The 18125-nt window shown below is 72.2% G+C and carries 13 protein-coding genes; 4 read left to right on the forward strand and 9 right to left on the reverse strand.

Annotated features, from left to right (window positions below):
- Window positions 1-53 precede the first annotated feature (53 nt).
- The 3 genes from M878_RS68990 to cseB form a co-directional block, all read right to left on the reverse strand.
- A complete protein-coding gene (locus M878_RS68990; protein ID WP_106962847.1) occupies window positions 54-815 on the reverse strand; it encodes an ABC transporter ATP-binding protein in 762 nt (253 codons plus the stop codon).
- Between the two features lie 192 nt (window positions 816-1007).
- The gene (locus M878_RS68995; RefSeq protein WP_425347934.1) at window positions 1008-2279 is read right to left on the reverse strand and encodes a sensor histidine kinase; all 1272 of its coding nucleotides are present in this window, start codon (window positions 2277-2279) and stop codon (window positions 1008-1010) included.
- The gene (cseB, locus tag M878_RS69000; protein WP_023548096.1) at window positions 2276-3013 is read right to left on the reverse strand and encodes a two-component system response regulator CseB; all 738 of its coding nucleotides are present in this window, start codon (window positions 3011-3013) and stop codon (window positions 2276-2278) included. The genes M878_RS68995 and cseB overlap by 4 nt, the downstream gene beginning before the upstream one ends.
- Before the next feature lie 364 nt (window positions 3014-3377).
- Between cseB and M878_RS69005 the strand changes: the two genes are divergently transcribed.
- Window positions 3378-4538: an alpha-hydroxy-acid oxidizing protein gene (locus tag M878_RS69005; protein WP_023548098.1), complete on the forward strand. Its 1161-nt coding sequence runs from the start codon at window positions 3378-3380 to the stop codon at window positions 4536-4538.
- A gap of 36 nt (window positions 4539-4574) precedes the next feature.
- On the opposite strand, the gene M878_RS69010 is transcribed toward M878_RS69005, so the two are convergent.
- Window positions 4575-5036, reverse strand: a complete 462-nt coding sequence (locus M878_RS69010) for a hypothetical protein (RefSeq protein WP_023548100.1) — start codon at window positions 5034-5036, stop codon at window positions 4575-4577.
- Here M878_RS69010 and M878_RS69015 point away from each other — a divergent pair.
- On the forward strand, window positions 5029-6141 hold the full coding sequence (locus tag M878_RS69015) for a hypothetical protein (RefSeq protein WP_023548102.1): 1113 nt from the start codon (window positions 5029-5031) through the stop codon (window positions 6139-6141). The genes M878_RS69010 and M878_RS69015 overlap by 8 nt on opposite strands.
- A gap of 57 nt (window positions 6142-6198) precedes the next feature.
- Here M878_RS69015 and M878_RS69020 read toward each other — a convergent pair whose 3' ends face one another.
- A complete protein-coding gene (locus M878_RS69020; RefSeq protein ID WP_023548104.1) occupies window positions 6199-6972 on the reverse strand; it encodes a VOC family protein in 774 nt (257 codons plus the stop codon).
- Window positions 6973-7164: 192 nt separating this feature from the next.
- Between M878_RS69020 and M878_RS92260 the strand changes: the two genes are divergently transcribed.
- Window positions 7165-8097, forward strand: coding sequence for an SCO2400 family protein (locus M878_RS92260; protein ID WP_023548106.1), 933 nt, complete (start codon window positions 7165-7167; stop codon window positions 8095-8097).
- 61 nt (window positions 8098-8158) lie between these two features.
- The gene (locus M878_RS69025; protein ID WP_023548107.1) at window positions 8159-8683 is read left to right on the forward strand and encodes a hypothetical protein; all 525 of its coding nucleotides are present in this window, start codon (window positions 8159-8161) and stop codon (window positions 8681-8683) included.
- A 24-nt stretch (window positions 8684-8707) separates the two neighbouring features.
- On the opposite strand, the gene M878_RS69030 is transcribed toward M878_RS69025, so the two are convergent.
- The 4 genes from M878_RS69030 to M878_RS69045 all read right to left on the reverse strand — a co-directional run.
- On the reverse strand, window positions 8708-9343 hold the full coding sequence (locus M878_RS69030; protein WP_031225293.1) for a hypothetical protein: 636 nt from the start codon (window positions 9341-9343) through the stop codon (window positions 8708-8710).
- Complete coding sequence (locus tag M878_RS69035) at window positions 9340-9675, reverse strand: hypothetical protein (protein ID WP_245238146.1); 336 nt, start codon at window positions 9673-9675, stop codon at window positions 9340-9342. The genes M878_RS69030 and M878_RS69035 overlap by 4 nt, the downstream gene beginning before the upstream one ends.
- Window positions 9662-14794 carry a wHTH domain-containing protein gene (locus M878_RS69040; RefSeq protein WP_023548113.1) on the reverse strand — a complete coding sequence of 1711 codons (5133 nt, stop codon included), beginning with the start codon at window positions 14792-14794 and terminating at the stop codon, window positions 9662-9664. The genes M878_RS69035 and M878_RS69040 overlap by 14 nt, the downstream gene beginning before the upstream one ends.
- 224 nt (window positions 14795-15018) lie before the next feature.
- On the reverse strand, window positions 15019-18125 hold a 3107-nt coding region (locus M878_RS69045), incomplete at its 5' end, for a DUF7902 domain-containing protein (protein ID WP_023548117.1).

Below are 18125 nucleotides of genomic sequence, written 5' to 3' on the forward strand. Positions count from 1 at the left end.
TGGTTCGGTCCTGGGCGGGGCGAGGCGGCTGGTTCGGTCCTGGGCGGGGCGGGTCAGCTGGTGCCTGTGGTGCGTGAACGGGTGCCACGGGTGTCACGGGTGTCGAAGGTCTTCATCAGGTCCAGGACCCGGTCAGGCGTGGGGTGCGCCATCTCGTCGACCAGGCGACCGTCGGAGAGGAAGACCACGCGGTCGGCGTAACCGGCGGCCACGGGGTCGTGGGTGACCATGACCACGGTCTGGCCCAGCTCGCGCACCGAGTCGCGCAGGAAGCCGAGGACCTCGGCCCCGGCGCGGGAGTCGAGGTTGCCGGTGGGCTCGTCGCCGAAGACGATCGCGGGCCGGGACACCAGGGCACGCGCCACCGCGACGCGCTGCTGCTGCCCGCCGGACAGCTGTGCGGGCCGGTGGCCGAGGCGCTGGCCGAGGCCGACCATGGAGACCACGCGGTCCAGCCACTGCCGGTCGGGCCGGCGGCCGGCGAGGGCCGACGGGAGGGTGATGTTCTCCAGCGCGGTCAGCGTCGGCAGCAGGTTGAACGCCTGGAAGATGAAACCGATCCGGTCACGGCGCAACTGGGTGAGCTGCCGGTCGCCCAGCGTGCCCAGTTCGGTGGTGCCGATGCGCACGGAGCCGGAGCTGGGTGTGTCCAGACCGGCGACGCAGTGCATCAGGGTGGACTTGCCGCAGCCCGAGGGGCCCATGATCGCGGTGAACTCGCCCTCCCGGAAGCCGATGCTGACCCGGTCCAGGGCGACGACCCGGGTGTCACCGCTGCCGTAGACCTTCGTCAGATCGGTGGCGGCGGCAGCGATCCCGGGCGATGCGTGCGGAGCGTACGGCGTGTTCGGCGCGTTCGGCGGAAAGGGGGCGACGGTCACGGGGACTCCTCTTCGGGTACGGAAAGGTGCACTTCGAAGGGTGTCGGGGGCGTGTATCCGGGCCTGGGCCGCCGTGTATCGGCGTCCGCGCCGCTTCGTAGCAGTTGTGTAGGTGCGTAGGTGGGGTCAGTCCGGCAGGCGCAGGGTGGCTACGGCGCCGCCGTCCGGGGCGTTGGCGTTGTCCAGGCGCAGCTCGGCGCCGAGGAGCCGGGCCTGCCCCAGGGCGATGGTCAGGCCCAGACCGTGGCCCGCGCCGCGCTCCGTGGCGCCCGTGTGGAAACGGCGCGGGCCGTGCCGCAGCAGGTCCTCCGGGAAGCCGGGACCGTGGTCGCGTACGACGACCGTACGGCCCTCGACGATGACCTGGACCGGGCCGGCACCGTGCCGGTGGGCGTTGACGACGAGGTTGCTGACGATCCGCTCCAGCCGCCGCGGATCGGTCTCCACGCTCTCCCCGCGCCCGGCGGCATCGGCCTCGGTGACCTCCGTGTCGAGGCCGGTGCGCGCCACGGCCTCCGCGACGACGGCGCCGAGCGGCACCCGTGCGCGGACGGGTTGTTCCGCACCCGCGTCGAGGCGGGAGATCTCCAGCAGGTCCTCGACCAGGCCACGCAGATCACGCACCCGTGCCCGCAGCAGATCCTCCGTCTCGCCCGGCGGCAGCAGATCGGTGGCGGCCAGCAGACCGCCGACGGGGGTGCGCAGCTCATGGGCCACGTCCGCGGTGAACCGGCGCTCGGTGCGCAGCCGTTGGCCCAGGCTGTCGGCCATGAGGTCGACGACGGCGGCGATGTCGGCCACCTCGTCACGGCCCTTGGTGGGCCCGGTCCGGGCGTCGAGGTCCCCGGCGGAGATCCGGCCCGCGGTCTCGGAGACCCGCCGCAGCCTGCGGGCGAGCAGCCCGGCCCCGTAGACGGCCAGGGGCGTGGCCGCCGCGAGCGCGAGCAGCGAGGCGACGGTCATGGTCACGTCGAGCCTGCGCAGCCCGTACAGATCCGGGCCCATGTTGACCTGGACGGCCAGGACCGGGCTGCCCGGCCCGCCGGTCCGCTGGGCGGCCCAGACGCTCGGGCCCACGTTCGCCTCGACGTGCCCGTCGTACGCCGTGTGCCGGTTGCCGTCGGCCGGGTGGCGCAGTGCGGCGGGCAGGCCGGCCGGATCCAGCTCGGCACCGTCCGCCAGCGTTCCGGTGCGCCGGTAGACGTCCATGGCCGAGTACACGGTGTTGAACGCCCGCGCTTCTGCGCGGTCGCGGATGTCCCGCGCGGTCCACAGGTGCACCAGCACTCCCACCGCCGCCACGACCAGGCAGGCGGTGGCCGCGGCCAGCGCGGCGATCTTCCACCGCAGGGACCCGCGGACCGCACGCAGCCGCTGGAGGGGACGCACCGGTCTCAGCGCCGGAACTTGTAGCCGAAGCCGCGCACAGTCTCGATCCGCTCCCGGCCCAGCTTCCGGCGCAGCCGCTGCACACACAGGTCCACGACCCGGCTGTCACCGTCCCAGCCGTAGTCCCAGACGTCCCGCAGCAGGGTGTGCCGTTCCAGTACGACGCCCGGGTGGGCGGCGAACTCCAGCAGCAGCTTCAGCTCGGTCGGGGTCAGCGCCACCCGGCTGCCGGAGAGGAACACCTCCATGCCGGCGGTGTCGATGGTCAGGTCCCCGAAGACCAGCACCTCCCCCTCGTACGACTGTCCCTCGCCCGCGGCGCGCTCCGGCTCCGGCACGGGCGCGTAGGTCGCCCGCCGCAGCAGCGAGCGGATGCGGGCCACGAGCACATACGTGTCCACGGGCTTGACCACGTAGTCGTCCGCGCCGGCCTCCAGACCGGCGACCACATCGAGGCCGTCGCCCCGGGCGGACATCATCAGGACCGGCACCAGGCTGGTCTCCCGGACCCGGCGGCACAGGCCGATCCCGTCCAGACCGGGCAGCATCACATCCAGGATCAGCAGGTCGAAGTCCTCGTCCCGGAACAGCTCCAGTCCCGTGAGGCCGTCGGCGGCGGCCTTCATCTCGTAGCCGTAGCGCTCCAGGGCGACGCTGAAGGACCGGCGCATCAGATCGTCGTCCTCCACCAGCAGCACACGAACGGGGCGTGCGGAGGAACCGGCCGGGGCGGACGAGGACACGGGCGAGGACTCCTGTTCGGTGCGGAAGAAGGGGTGCGAAATGGCACGATACGGCAGAACTTCACGGCCTCCCGTCGCTGCGCCCCGGCGCGACGGTTCGATGGCCAACCGAGCATTCCCTGACATCCGCCGGATACAACCGGATACAACCGGTGAACATATGGGTGACGATCCGGGCGTACGACAGACACGGGAAGGTCGTCCTCGCTCAGCGGTCTGGCAGGTTCGGCAGGTTTGGCGGCTTCCCGCATCAGGGGCGGGCCTGCTGGCGAGTATCCTGCGTTTTTCCTGGTCCTGGTGGCCAGTCTCGCACTGTGGGCTCCAGGGTCACGCGTCGGGCGGGCCGGAGCAGGAGGGCCGGATCATGGCGTTCGCCGACTACCAGAACGAGATCTACTTCGACGGGCTGCGCGGGGTCGTACCGCGCCTGCCGATGACCTGTGCCGAGCTGGAGCCACTGGCCCTGGCCGCGATGCCCCCGTCGGTGCGCTCCTACGTCGCCGGCGGCGCCGGGGACGAGCACACCCAGCGGGCCAATGTCAGCGCCTTCGAGCAGTGGGGGCTCGTCCCGCGCATGCTGGTCGGCGCGAAGGAGCGGGACCTGTCGGTCGACCTGTTCGGTATGCGGTTGCCCTCTCCCCTGTTCATGGCCCCGGTCGGGGTGCTCGGGCTGTGCGCCCAGGACGGCCACGGCGATCTCGCCACCGCGCGCGCCGCCGCCCGGACCGGGGTGCCGATGGTCGCCTCCACCCTGACCGTCGACCCGATGGAGCAGGTGGCCGGCGAGTTCGGCGACACCCCCGGCTTCTTCCAGCTCTACACCCCGACCGACCGGGAGCTGGCCGAGAGCCTGGTCCACCGTGCCGAGCGGGCCGGGTTCAAGGGCATCGTGGTCACCCTCGACACCTGGATCACCGGCTGGCGCCCCCGCGACCTGGCCGTCAGCAACTTCCCCCAGCTGCGCGGGCACTGTCTCGCCAACTACACCAGCGACCCGGTCTTCCGCGCCCGCCTCGCCAAGTCCCCCGAGGACGATCCGGCGGCCGTGGTGATGCTCTGGGCACAGATCTTCGGCAACCCTCTGACCTGGGACGACCTGCCCTGGCTCCGCTCGATCACCGACCTGCCGCTGATCCTCAAGGGCATCTGCCATCCCGACGACGCCCGCCGCGCCAAGGACGCGGGCGTGGACGGCATCTACTGCTCCAACCACGGCGGACGCCAGGCCAACGGCGGACTGCCCGCGCTGCACTGCCTGCCGTCCGTGGTCGAGGCCGCCGGTGACCTGCCCGTCCTGTTCGACTCCGGGGTCCGCTCCGGCACCGACGTCGTCAAGGCGCTTGCCCTGGGCGCGCGGGCCGTCGGCGTCGGCCGCCCCTACGCCTACGGCCTGGCCCTCGACGGCACCCACGGCATCGTCCACGTCCTGCGCACCCTGCTCGCCGAGGCCGACCTCCTCATGGCGGTCGACGGCTACCCCACCCTGGCCGACCTCACGCCGGACGCCCTCCACCGCACCCGCTGAAGTCGATCCGTAGGAGGATCGAGGGCTGTCCGGGGGTCACTTGACGGTGATCGTCACGGTCGCCGTGCTGGTCGCGGCGGGCAGGCGGGTGGTGTCGACGGCCAGGTACTCGCCGTCGTCCTGTGTGCCGTTCGGGAGGGTCTTGGCGTGCAGGGTGTAGGGCGGGGCCGGGGTCGTACCGGAGATCCCGTCGACGCCGAAGTCGCTGTCGTTGCTGACGACGATGGTGCGGCCGCCGTCCGTCGTGGCGACGCCCTCGATCTTGTCGTGGCCGAAGAAGCCGCCGGTCGGGTCGAGGCCGGTGAGCAGGCCGCCGAGGTCGAGGCCGAGGGTCTTGGCGACGGGGGTGATGCCGACCGACTTCAGGACGGCCGAATCGGCCGCCGCGCATCGCGCGGGCGGGTGTGTGATGATGCGTGGCGCATCGGCACCGGCCGCCGGTCCTGGGGAGGGAGCGGCGGGGTGAGACAGAAGGGGCGGGGAGCTCGTCGTGGGCAAGGGTGGGGAGTCGTCCATATCGGACGAGGAGTGGGAGCGCTTCGTGCGGGAGGCCGAGGCCGGAACGCGGCCCGCGCCCGAGGAGCCGTCGGCGCGGGCCCGGATGGTGGCCGCGCGGCTGCGGGAACAGCCCGGCCGGCCGGACGCGTGGCGAAGCCATGAACCGCCCCGGCGGCGCGCGGGCAGAGCCCGGTACGTGGCCGGTCTGGTGGTCGCGGCCGGTCTGCTCGTCGTGGCGCTGAATCCCGGTCGGGTGACCGGCTGGTTCGGCAGCGGTGGCGAAGGCGGGAAGGGCGCGGGGACGCCGCTCGCCGTGGAGTCGAAGCGCCCGGATCAGCCGCCGCCGACCGAGGCGGCGTCGCAACTGCCCACACTGGCCCAGCCGTTCCGGGGATCGCCCGCGGCACGCTGGGGTGACGGTGCGGCGGGGATCGGGATGCCCGCGGCGCGGGCGACCGGCTGGATGAGCAAGCTGCAGGTCGCGCAGGCGCTGCGGCGGAGCCGGGACTTCCTGGTCGCGTCCGACCTGGACCCCGGGGTACTGCGCGGGGAGCGGCCGGAGAAGGCGATCGCGCTGATCAACCCGCGTCAGCGGGACGTCCAGGGCTATCTGACGGCCGCGTTCCGCGCGCCCAGCCGCAAGAACGATCCGCTGCTGCTGTTCAGCCGGTTCGACAAGGCGAAGGTCCGGCTCGTCGGGGACGTGGTCAAGACCCGGGGCCGGATCACGTACCGGGAGGGCGAGCGCGGAGCGGTCGAGGTGACCGCCGACGTCACGTTCGTCTACCCGGTCGCCCGCGCGACGGCGGGCGGCGACGACGTGGAACGCACCATAGTGCGCCGCGAGCTCATCATGAGCTGGGACGACCCGGCGAAGGTGATCACCGAACCCGGGACGTTCTCCCTCCTCTCCTACAAGTCGGACACCACCAACGGCGGTTGCGGCACCTACACCGGCTACCTCAGCCCCGAGTTCGGCACCGAGTCCGCGTCCGCGACCCCGGACGACGGCCCCACCATCGACCCGTACGACCGCAGCACGGCGGTCGACGCGGGCAGGCGGGGCAACGGCGACACCACCTGTGGGACGGCTACCCGGTCGTAACCGGCGCTGTCCTCGTGTCCACCGCTCTACCGCGAACTCGTAGACCCATAGTTGACCTCAGGACTGACGCGGGTCCGGCCTGAGTACGGCGAACACCGCCTGGGCCGGGTCGGCCAGCCAGGCGATACGGCCGACGCCGGGGACGTTCGCCGCCGGCATCAGGATCGTGCCGCCGTTGTCCGCCACCGCGGTGACGAGCGCGTCCGTGTCGGCCACGGCGAAGTACGGCACCCAGCGCGCCGCCTCCCGGGCGTCCTGCAGCGGGGCCACCCCGCCGAAGGAACCCTGTTGCTGGTCGCCCGCCGCGATGCTGAGCACCTGGTAGGTCATGCCGGGCGCCTGCATCGGCTGGGCTCGCCAGCCGAACAGCCCGTGATAGAAGCCGATGGCCGTCTCCGGGTCGCCGACGTGCAGTTCCACCCAGATCAGCGTGTCCTCCTCCGAGGCCCGCTGCAGGCCCTGCGCGGACTGGAGCACGGCGAACTGCGCGCCCTGCGGGTCGGTGAACTGGGCGAAGGCCGCGTCGCCGATACTCATGGGCTCGGCGCGCACCGACCCGCCGGCGTTCGTCACGGCGCGGGCGGTGGCCTGGGCGTCGTCGGTACGGAAGTACGTCATCCAGGCGGACCTCGCCTCCGCCTCGGTCAGCGGGCCCAGGGCGGCCACCGTGCCGCCGTTCTTCTGGAAGTAGCCGTAACCCCCCGCTTCCGGTCCGGCGGACACGAAATCCCAGCCGAAGACGGCGTTGTAGAAGGCCGCAGCGGCCTGTGTGTCGGGGCTGCCGAGGTCGATCCAGATGGGCGATCCGGTGCGGAACTCTGTGCTGAGCATGCGTTTCCTCCTGCCGGTCCGGTGCGGAGCCGCCCGCCACTATGCCGACGGAAACAGCACGGACCCGGCTGGGACACGGGGAAAGGACCCCACGAATCTGCGCAGGAGTGCCACACGGGCTGCACACAGCCTTTCGAAAGGCTCGTTACCGTGACGGACGCCCGCTCCCCCCTGGACTCAGGAAGACCACAGATGGACTACTGCTCCTCGTGCCGCCGCCACCTCAACGGCGCCCTGGTCTGTCCCGGGTGCGGTGCCTACGCCCCCGACATAGCCCCGCCCAGCACCTCCGCCGGCCGCCCCGAGCCGTCGACTCCGCTCACCGACCACGGCCGCCCCGAGCCGTCGTCACCGCTCACCAGACATGGCCGCCCTGGGCCGTCGGCGCGGCACACCGACCACGGCGGCTGGTTCCCGGCGCCGACGTCGGCACCGGCCACGGTGGCCGCCGCCGACGCCTGGTCAGGCACCGAGGAACCCCTCGCCGAGCTGCCCACCGCCGCCGCGGCCGCACCCTCCACCGAGCTGTCGGCCGCCGATGTCACGGACGCTCCGCGCGCTCCGCAGGGACGCGCGGCCCGGCGTCGGCAGCTGGCCCGCTGGAAGAAGAACCAGCGCCGGGCCGTGGTGGCGACCGCCGTCGCACTCGTCGGCGGCGGCCTGACGCTCGCCTCGATGGACCGCGGCTCCGGCGACCGGGCCCAGGCGGCCAGCGCGCCGGACAACCGGAGCATGGGCCTCACCGCGAGCCCGTCGGCCGCGCCCAGCCACCCCGCGTCCGCCCCGGCACTGCCCGCTGCCACGCACCGGCACACACCGGCCACCCCCACGGCGGCGCAGACACCGATGGCCAACGTCCCCCACCAGCAGACCCTCGCCGCCGCACCGCGCACGGCACAGCCGACCCACAATCCGCACACCGCGGCCGTGGCGGCCCGCCCGACCGCGTCCACCGTGCCGGCCGCGGCGACCATCCCGCTGCCGCGGAGCACCACGCCGACAGCACAGCCGACGGCGCCCTCCACCACCGGCACCACCAGCGGCGGCGGTTCCTCCGCGTCCTCCCCGGCCCCGGCGTCGACCTCGCCCTCCCAGCTCTGCCTGGTCCTGGTCTGCCTCGGCTGACCGGACCAGCGCGCTCCGGGTGATCGGTTACGCTACGCCTCCGGCCACGGGGGAGAGACACATGTTCGGGAACCGACTGATGACAGCCGGTGTGACGGCGGTCCTGCTGGGCGCGCTCGCCGCGTGCGGCGGAGGCCATGGAACCGCCGCCGCCCACCCGGGCACGGCGGCCGCCGTCACCGCCTCCCCGAGCCCGGACCCCGTCCGCGGCATCAAGGACACCGTCCGCCACCTCACCCGGAGGACCACCCGGGCCACCCGGCCGCGCCTGGTCCGAAGGTGCACCACCGGCACCCGCCAGGTCCGCCACACCGCGCGCTCCGGCTCCGGCAGCCACCGCCGGACCCGCACCTGGTACACCACCGAGCACTACCAGAACTGCCAGAAGGTGCGAAGCGGAACCGAGACATACCGCAAGGAACTGCGCCCGGAGCGCTGGTGCGTCCGCCTGGACGACGTCAACGGCGACCGGAAGCGGGACGACGTCTGGTTCCGCGTCGACCGCACGGACTACGACACGGCCAACGCCGCCGACGCCCACGCCCGCGTCCAGTTCATCCCGCTGTACCCGGACAACGGCTGCTGACGACAGCCCGCTCGGACTCGGTCGTCAGCACTGTGCGACGGGAGCCACACTCACCGCGTCACGCTGCCAGTCGAGATGCCGGATCACAGCGGCGGTGTCCTTCGTGCCCTTCACCTTGACCGTGACACCGGCCGCGTCAGCGGCCAGCAGCTCGCCGCACACGGACGCCCCGCGGGTGTGAACCGTGACCGTCGAAGCCGGGCCGTCCCGCCCCGGGGCCACCCAAGTGACCATGATTCCGGCCGCTGTCGCCACGACGCCGAGCAGGGTCGCCCAGCACGCGGAGCGGATCAGCCGCGCGATGCGATCCCGTTCGCCCCGCTCCCAGTCGAGCAGCTTCTCGGCATGCGCGTACTTCAGCTCGAAACCCGGCTTGCCGTGAACGGCCCGCACCGCGAGGAAGGTAGCCAGGAGCAGCAGACACAGCCCGGCCGCCATGAGTACGAGGACCGCCCGCTGGTAGCCGGAGGGGAGTTCGGCGACGTTCTCGCGCCCCTTGAGGACCAGTACCGCGGCGAGCAGACCGGTGGCGGCGGTGAGGAAGTTCCGCCAGCCCTCGGCCTGTCCGCGCGCGATCTCCAGCTGGGTCTCCGTCATCGACTGGAGCCGCTGATGGGCGCGGCGCAGTTGCTGGGGCGCGTATCTCCTGGGTGTGGTCACGGAGTCCCGCCCGAAGGACGAACGGCCGTCCAGGCCGCGCCGCAGCCGCCGGTCTCCCGGTCGTCTCCCCGATGGGCGTACTCGCAGTCGCAGCGCATGTATACCCGCTCCGGGACCTCGTCCTCCGGCGAACGCCGGCGCGGCCAGCCCTTCGACACGGCACCGGGGATCACGTCAGGGAGTGGCTGGTCGATCTCCCCGGCGCACTCCGGACACGCCCCGGAAATGCTGAGCGCTCCGCCGGCCAGATTCCAGGAGAACCCGCTCACCTGATCCGGAAGATTCTTGATCTCGTAATCCTTGGAGACGTGCGGCACATCAGTTCCCTTCATGCGGCAGCGGCAGGCGGAAGCCGAACAACGGCGCATAGTCCTGGAGCCGTTCGCGGACCTCGTCGACGGTCAGATCCGTCTCCTCGGAGGCCAGCAGCACCTGGTCCTCGGACACATCACCGGACAGCGCCGGTTCCCGGCCGGTGAGCCGGGCGGTGAGGATGACGACGTCCCGCCAGTCGGGGGTGCGGGTGATGACGGGCTCGGGGAAGGGGAAGTCGAGTCCGATCGCCGCGAACTGCTGAAGCCGGCGGTACGCCTGCGGCAGCGCGAGGCCGAGCCGGGCCGCCGCGATGACCAGGGCCAGCGGGGTCAGCGTCCACGACTGCTTCAGGTCCGGCTGTACGAGGGCGTACTCGGCGGGCACGTCGCGTTGCTGCGGCCGAACCGGCGGTACGAAGCCTTCCGGCACCGGGACCGTCGGGGCGCCCAAGGACCGATAGGCGTTCACCATGGCTGCGGCGGTCGCGAGGTCGACACCCTCTCTGTTCGCCAGGAGGATCAGATCCGCCAACCAGACATGCTCGCGCCACTCTCCCCTGTCGCACAGTGCCATGAAGACCGGATAGGTCGGACGCCGGTCGGCGGCCTTCTCCGGCACGTCGGCCACCTCCAGCCCGTAGCCGGCCGCCTCATGGCGCAACCGCCGGGCGAGGGCTCCGAGGCGCTCACCGAACGTCATCGCGAGCCCCATGAGGTAGACGGGATCGATCTGCTCCCGCTTCTCGACAGAGGGCGCCCGCAGGGTCGGGAATTCGATCATGCCGCGTACGGGCATCGCCCACATGTCGTCCGAGATCTCCCGGAGCCGGCTGGACCTGCGTGTGGACAGCCAGGTGCGCGCCGCCTCGACGGCACGGTGGTCGACCAGTCCCCCGCCCGCAAGGGCCTCGACCGCGGCGACGTTTTCCTCCAGCAAGGACGGTTCGTCCAGGTGACCGAGTACGCGCAGCACCGCCCAGACGGTCAGCGGGCGCGGCTCGGAGGCGTCGCCCTCGTTCTCGGCGGGGAGGTCCTCGCACCACGCGGGCGGGCGGAACGTCGCCAAGGGGCCGGGATCCGGCACCTCAAGACCCAGTTGCCCGGCCCAGCCGCCCAGCCACCTCGCGGTGTCTCCCACCGTCTCCTCGCGGTTCGCGGCCAGCGCCACCAGGTGCCGCAGACCCATTGCGCCAGGGCTGAGGAAGGGCGCTGCTCCGTCCAGATCTCTGCTGATCGCGACGAATTGAGCACGGTCCAGGGGGTGCGCGAGGTCCGGGCCGGTGAGCCGGTAGCCGAGTGGCTCGAAACGGCGTACCGCGTCCTCGATCTCCGCCGCGGGAATGCCCTTCTGCCGAACCCGGCAGGCGATGTCGATGGGGCTCACGAGATGGGGGAACGGCGGCTCGCCGCCGACCGTGAAGGGCGGGCTTTGCGGGCCTGGCTCGTCGTCCAGCAGAGCGATCCGTTCTCGGCCCCCCACAACATGGGAGCCGAGGCCCTGGAGGTCCGTGGGCACGGAGATCGACGGATCGAGACGGGACAACTGCACGCACAGCTCGGCAAGCCTGCCCAGACTTTCCCGGTGCGTTTCCGATACCCGCAACATCGCGGTCCGGACGAGACGTCGGCCATCGGGCCCACGCCCTTCCGGTTTCCGGCACACCTCGTAAAGGTCGGCCATCAATGAGTCGGGCACTACATCGGCCAGCCCTCGCACGTCCGTCACTTCCGGAACCGACACGCCCGCGATGGCGTAGCGGCGCAGCTGACGCGTCGCCTCCCGCAGAGAGATTCCGGTTTCCGCGGCGGCTCGCAGCACAGCGGACCAGGAGCCGTCCGGGTGGGACCTGAACACGAGAGTGTCGAGCGGCTGGGGGTCAGGGAGGACCGCGCCTTCTTCCAGCGGATGCTGGCTCCGTGGCATTCCCAGAGCACTCTCGCGCCAAGCGGTGAACAGGTCCGTCAGCCTGTCGGGCATCCGCCCGGTCCCGTTGAGAACACGGAGATCGACGGGGAGGCATCGGAGATCGCTCAGCGTGAGGCTGCCCTGGCCCTGGGCCTGCCTCTTCCACTCGTGCTCTTCGGGAAGCGAAAGGGGCACGTCGCTGTCCAGCAGATGGCCGACGACCAACTGCCCGAGCAGCGGCTCACTCGCGGCGAGCCTCCACAGCCATTCCAGCGGGAAAGGACGCCAGGCGGAGCGACGGATCAGCGCGGGTACGGCATCCTCGAGATCGCGCTTCGCCCGCCTCTCGTCGTACCAAAGGATCCGGTTGCGGTCCACGCTCAGCTTCGGCCGGTGTCTGCCGCGCAGATTCAGCACATACCCGTAAGGGAGCACGGCGTCCTCGACGAACAGCCCGTCGACCAGCAGCATGCCCGGTCCGTCCACCCACCAGACGTCCTCGGCCGCGTGGATGCGAGGGCTCGGCAGCGACGAGTCACCGTACAGCTCACCCGGCCGCCAGATCACCGGCTCGCCGTCGAACTCGGTGGCGGTCACCTCCACCGGGCTGCACCACAGAAACTCGCGCATCGCCTGGACGACGGACGGATGACGCCCGCGCTTCTCATCAGGCTCGTCGTGGACGTACAACCGGACGATGGTGCCGCCGCCCTCCAGCCCGTTGTCCTCCCGGCTCAGGTGCATCAGCCCCGAGCCCGCCGTGACACTGGCCCGGTAGCCGCCGTCACGAGCCGTCGCTCCGCCGAGCATTCCCACCGGCCGCGTGATCACCTCGACCTCTTCGGCCAGCATGAAGTAGCTGAAGACGCCGATGCCGAACCGGCTGTTCAGCTCGGTGGTGATGCCCTCGCGGCGCCATCGGCGCATCTCACGCATGCGGGCCGAGGACTGTTCCGAGCGGCGGCCGGCCTGGGCGAAGAGGTCCCGCAGTTCCTCGGCCGTCATCCCGACGCCGTTGTCCTCGCACTGGATGTACATCCGGCCGGTGTCCTCGTCGACGCCCTGCGTGAACACGATGCGTGATCCGGCCAGTTGGTCCCGTTCACACTCCGAGCCCGTCCAACGGCCCGGTTCCGCGTAGCGCCGGCGGGCCTGCCGTACCCGGCAGGCGTCGAGGGCGTTCTGGTACAGCTCGCGCACCGCCAGCATCCGGTCGCCGTACAGCTGGGTGCCCATGATGAGCGGCTTGACCTCGTCCTCGGCCAGCTGGAAACGGGGCGGCGGCTTGTCGAAGGCCTTGTGCTTCGGCTGCAGGCCGTCGGTCTTCACCGTCTGCGGGAGACCGTGGAGAAGATCGTGCGGGCGCAGGGTGCCATGAGTGCGGCGAGCCGCCTGGGACACGGTGGCGATCCGCGCGGCGAGGCGGTCCAGCGCGGTGTACAGCGCCGCGCTGCCGCACTTGAAGACCAGCAGCCACCGGGTGGCCGGGACTTCCCCGGACACCGCGGCCTCCGCGGCCTCGGCTTCGGTGTCGGAGCTGATGCGGAAGCCCTTGTTCGCCCTGATCTCGCCGACGATGCCCTGTGGCCGGATCTGCGTGGGCTCGCGCGGGCCGAGGTGGTCGATGAGGACGCCGTCGAGCATGCGCGGGTCGATGGCGAGGAGCCCGGCGATGTGCAGGAGCGTAGCCAGCTCGCGGGGCCGCCAGGTCCACCGCTCCTCGCCGCAGAGGTCCGCGCACAGCCCCGTCACCCACTCGCTGCCGTCCGGCGCCGCCGCCTCGGCCGGTGTGCCGGTGCCGAGCTGGGAGACGACCTGGAGGACCGCGCCGCGCAGGGTGCCCCTGTCGTCGTGGCCGAGCGACTCACCGGTGGCGCTCTCCGCCGCCCGCACCAGGAGGTCCACCGCCCTGCGCAGGCTGTCCAGCGACGCGTGGTCGCCGCTCTCCCAGAGCACGTCCCAGTCGGCGAGGAAGCGGTGCCGCAGCCAGTACTCGGCGCTGCGCGCGTCCTCGGACCGGCCGCGCCGCAGGAGTGTCTCGCGCCATGACTCGACCTGCCGGTGGGCGCGTCGTACGTCGCCCATGTCCCGGTCGAGCTGGGCTCCGAAGCCGCCGACAGGCAGGTCCCGGGTGGCCGCCGTGTCCTTCGGGCCGTCCCCGAGGACGTTGCGCAGCGCCGCCAGGCCGCAGGCCAGTGCCGCCTCACGGAGGAAGGGGGCGCCGAGGAGGACCACCGTCTCCACGAGACTGAGCTGTGCGCCGCTTGCTACGACCAGGTGGTCCAGCCGGTTGATGAGCCGTTCCGGGAAGAGCTCGTCGTCCCACGGGTCGGTTTCCGCACCCCTTGTCCGGCGGACGGCGACGACCTGGGTCACCACCTCCGCCAGCTCCTCCTTGGCCTTGGCGTGTTCGGCGCCCGTGCCCTCGGCCAGTCCCCACAGCGCCGAGGAGCGAACCGCGTCCGTCCAGGTGCCTGCGGACGGCATGGCCTCGCACATGGTGACGTCGGCATACTTGCCGCCGGACGGGTCGTTGCCCAGCCACCGCACGTCGATCTCCGGCGGCTTGAGGTGCGAGTAGGGGCGCGCGATGTCCGGCGCGCGTTCCGAGACGGATGTGATGACCTGACCCACCGTGCGGGCCGCGGACTCCCTGGCTACGGCCTCCACCAGGGCCCTGGCCATGACGCTGCCGCCCTGGATGTGCCCCAGCGCGGCCTCGCCGGGTGCACAGGCTCTGAGGACCACGACGTTGTCCCTGACGCCGCTGACCGTCAACTTCCCCAGGTCGGCGGCGTCACTGCCGTTGGTACGGCAGGCGTCCAGGCAGAGCAGCACCGTGGCGTCGGAGGTCAGCGGCAGCAGCAGCTCGTCGGGTACCACCTCGATGAGACCCTGCGGGTGCAGTACATGCTCCCCGCCTGGTCGCAGTCTGGCCCAGATGTCACTGGGGACCAGGTAGTCGGTCTCGCCGAACCTCACCCCGTGTCCCGAGAAATAGACGAGCCCGACGTCCCCGTCCTCGCAGGAGTCCAGAAACTGGTCGAGCCGCACACGGATGTTCCCCTGTTTGGTCGCCTCCTCGTCGTCGAGCACCGTCACATCGTCCGGCGCGTAACCGGAGCGCAGCAGCGCGTCGCGTACATGAGCCACGTCCGTGACCGTGAACGGCAGGCCGGGATACGCCTCCCGGAGTGCGGGAACCTTCTCCAGCTCCGGCTGCCTGGGCACCGCGATCAGAAGGGCCCTCCGGCGCCCAGAACCCATCGTACCCATCGTGCCCAAACCCCCCACGAAACAGCCGAGTTCGCTCCATCGCGAAGCGCGATTATCGCAGACGGCGGCCCGGAAGGAGTGAGTACGGCAGCACCGCCGTGCTCAGGGCGACGAAGGCCTGCGTGGCCGGCAGCGGCGCGAGGAAGTACACCAGCTCCGCTCCCCTCCTCCGTCGGCCCTCACCGCTCCTCGCCCCCGAAGTCCGTCCGGGCCCGGTTGATCGCCGACTCCACCGCCGCCACCCGGTCCGCCAGCAGGCCCAGGGCCGCCACCGCCCGGGTGAGGGGGTCGTCCTCGGGGCCGCCGAGGGCGCGGGCGCGGGTGTGGGCCGTCTTCACCTCGGTCCAGCGGCCGGCCCGGTCGGCGTCGAGCGTGCCGCGCAGTTCGGCCAGTTTCAGCAGGTTGGCCTCGGCGCCCGTGGTGAGGGTCTGGGCCTCGGCCGTGTAGTGGTCGTCGACGACGGCCTCGCGCTCGGCGTCGTTCATGACCGGCCGCAGCCGCTGGGCGATCTTGTTCATGTCGCGGTAGGAGCCCTGGAGGCGGAACGGAGGTTCCGTACGGGCGGTCTCCGACTGGGCGGCGGAGGCGATGTAGGCCGCGTTGACCGTCAGGACGGTGTCGCGGACCGCCGTCACATGGCGCAACACCGCCAGCACACGGTCGAGTTCGGCCGACGGCATCGGCTGGGTCAGGCGGTCCGCGCGGACCGTGGGGTCGGCGGCGGCCAGCCGGACCAGCAGGTCCAGGTCGGCGCGGTCGCGGGCGGCGAGCGGGGCGAGCACCGGGTTGGCGGTGAGGGCGTTCTCGACGAAGCTGAGCGCGAAGACGTCCTCCTTGCCGGTGAGGACATCGCCGAGGTTCCACACGTCGGCCCGGTTGGCCAGCATGTCCGGGATGCGGAAGCGTTCGCCGGACTCGGTGTAGGGATTGCCGGCCATACAGACCGCGAAGCGCTTGCCGCGCAGGTCGTAGGTGCGCGGCTCGCCGTCCCACACACCGTCCACGCGCCGGGTCGCGTCGCACAGCGGGATGAACTTCTGCAGCAGCTCGGGCGAGGTGTGCTGGATGTCGTCCACATACAGGAGCGTGTTGTTGCCGGCCGCCAGCGCGAAGTTGATCTTCTCTATCTCGCGGCGGGCGGTGGCGTTCGGGGCGTCGGCCGGGTCCAGCGAGGTCACGGTGTGCCCGAGAGCCGGGCCGCTGACCTTGACCAGCATCAGCCCGAGCCGGTCGGCCACGTACTCCATGAGCGTCGTCTTGCCGTAGCCCGGCGGGGAGATCAGCAGGAGCAGACCGCCGGTGTCGGTCCGCTTCGACTCACCGGTGGTGCCGAGCTGGCGGGCCAGGCTGTCGCCGATCAGGGGCAGGTACACCTCGTCGACCAGGCGGTTGCGGACGAACGCCGACATCACCCGGGGGCGGTGGTCGTCCAGCCGGAGGCGGTCGCGTTCGGCCGTCACCAGGGCCGTGCGGTGGCGCTGGTAGGTGCGGAAGGCGGGGACTTCCTCGGCGGTGAAGCGGGCCGTGCGGGCCAGGAAATCGTCCACGCGCAACGGCAGTCGGCCTCCGGCCACCCTCGGATGCGTGCCCAGGAGGCCCTCCGCCGTCGCGGTGAGCGGGGCGTCGCCGTCGTAACGGGGGAGGCCGGGGCACAGCTCGGCGGCCACCGCCTCAGCCAGCTCGCCGGGACCGGCCTCGGTGCCGGTGGCGGTGGCGTACGCGCCGAGCCAGGCGTGCACCACCTGCCGGCGCGCGCCCAGGTCGGTCAGCACCTCCAGGTCTCCCCCGTAACTCCCCTCCGCGTGACGGAACTTCTCCAGCAGCGTGCGTGCCGTGATCCCGAGGACGAAGCCCTCCGGACCGCAGGTCAGCTCCTCGAAGAGATACGCGGCGGCCGGCCCGCCGGCCGACTGGGGATCCCAGGCCTCGATCGCGCCCGCCAGCTCCCGCTCCAGCTCCCCGATGGCCGGTACGGCGCCGAAGGCGTCCCGGGCGCGGGCCAGGGACAGCGCCCGTCGCCGCCACCCGGTGCGGCTCTCCTCCGTCGTGCCGTGCGCCCAGAACAGCTGGGCGGTGGCGCGAGCGGCGGGCTCGTGGCGCAGGGTGCCGGCGGCCTCGTACAGGGGCAGCAGGGCGCGCAGCACGACGGTCGCGTCATGGTCGTGGACGCCGCGCTCGTAGCCCTCGTCGTACGACTCCTGGGCCGCCCGGCGGACCAGGTCCGGCAGGTCGTCGGCGGCGGCGAGGGCGGCCGGGCCGTGCTCGGCGAGCAGGCGGGCGGCGAGGTGTTCGGCGCGGTAGACCTCGGGCGACTCGGAGGGCAGGCGGCGGTCCCAGTAAGGGCGGGTCGCGGCGAAGGCGGGGTCCGTCACCGGGCGGCGGTAGTCGGTGCCCGTCACCGCGAAGGCCAGGGTGTCGCCGTGCGGGACCAGGGTGAGGTCCAGCGGCTGGGTGTTGACGGCGAAGCGGTGGGCGCCGAGCAGCAGGGTGCGGCCGTCGTCGGCGTACAGGTCGCCGCGGTCGCGCAGGGCGCGGGCGGCCTCCTGGCGGGCGGACTTCAGCCGGCCGTCGAGTTCCTCGGCGCGCACGCTGTCGCCGAGGGCGCGCAGCTCGTCGGCGGTGCGGCGGACCTTGGCGACCAGTGGGTCGGAGGCGAAGTAGGTGGTGACCGCGTCGGTGTCGGGGAGCGTGGCGGCCCGGCGGGCGATCGTCTCCAGCATGCGCCCGGCCGAGACGGCGAGCTGTTCGCCGCGGCGGGCGCGGGCGTCGGCGAGGGACTGCTTGCGGGCGGCGAACGCCTCGTAGATCTCGGTGCGCCGGCCGTCGAGTTCGGCGAGGAAGTCGTCGAACTCGGCGAACCGGCCGTCCAGATCCTCCAACCTACCCAGTACGGACGTCAGTTGGTCGTCGCACTCCTCCGGCGTGCCGGAGACGGCGAGCGCGGCGGTGACGGCCTGCGCGAGCAGCGCGGTCTCGGCGGCGAACTCGGCACGGCCCTCGCTGTCCTGGAGGGCGCGACGGCGGGCGTCCAGCGTCGCCCGGCCCCGGTTGACGCCGCCGAGCACGTCGGCGATCCGCTCCAGCACGGCCGTACGGACCGTGGCATCGGCGATGTCGAGGCCGGTCACGACCTCGGTGACCGTGCGCAGTGCGTCGGCCAGCTCGTCCAGCCGGGCGGCGACAGGCGCGGCGCCCGCGACGGTCTCGACGGCCGCCGCCTCCCCGGCCAGCCGCTCGACCTCCGCGTGCTGGGCGGCGAAGGCGTCCTCGCGGGCCAGGAACGCCA

The sequence above is a fragment of the Streptomyces roseochromogenus subsp. oscitans DS 12.976 genome (assembly GCF_000497445.1).
GTDB lineage: Bacteria > Actinomycetota > Actinomycetes > Streptomycetales > Streptomycetaceae > Streptomyces > Streptomyces oscitans.

Excerpts from the sequence above, each read along its gene's own strand:
- M878_RS69005 (WP_023548098.1), top strand. The coding sequence starts at position 3,378 with ATGGCGTTCGCCGACTACCAGAACGAGATCTACTTCGACGGGCTGCGC.
- M878_RS69020 (WP_023548104.1), bottom strand. The coding sequence starts at position 6,972 with ATGCTCAGCACAGAGTTCCGCACCGGATCGCCCATCTGGATCGACCTC.
- M878_RS92260 (WP_023548106.1), top strand. The coding sequence starts at position 7,165 with ATGGACTACTGCTCCTCGTGCCGCCGCCACCTCAACGGCGCCCTGGTC.
- M878_RS69025 (WP_023548107.1), top strand. The coding sequence starts at position 8,159 with ATGTTCGGGAACCGACTGATGACAGCCGGTGTGACGGCGGTCCTGCTG.
- M878_RS69035 (WP_245238146.1), bottom strand. The coding sequence starts at position 9,675 with ATGAAGGGAACTGATGTGCCGCACGTCTCCAAGGATTACGAGATCAAG.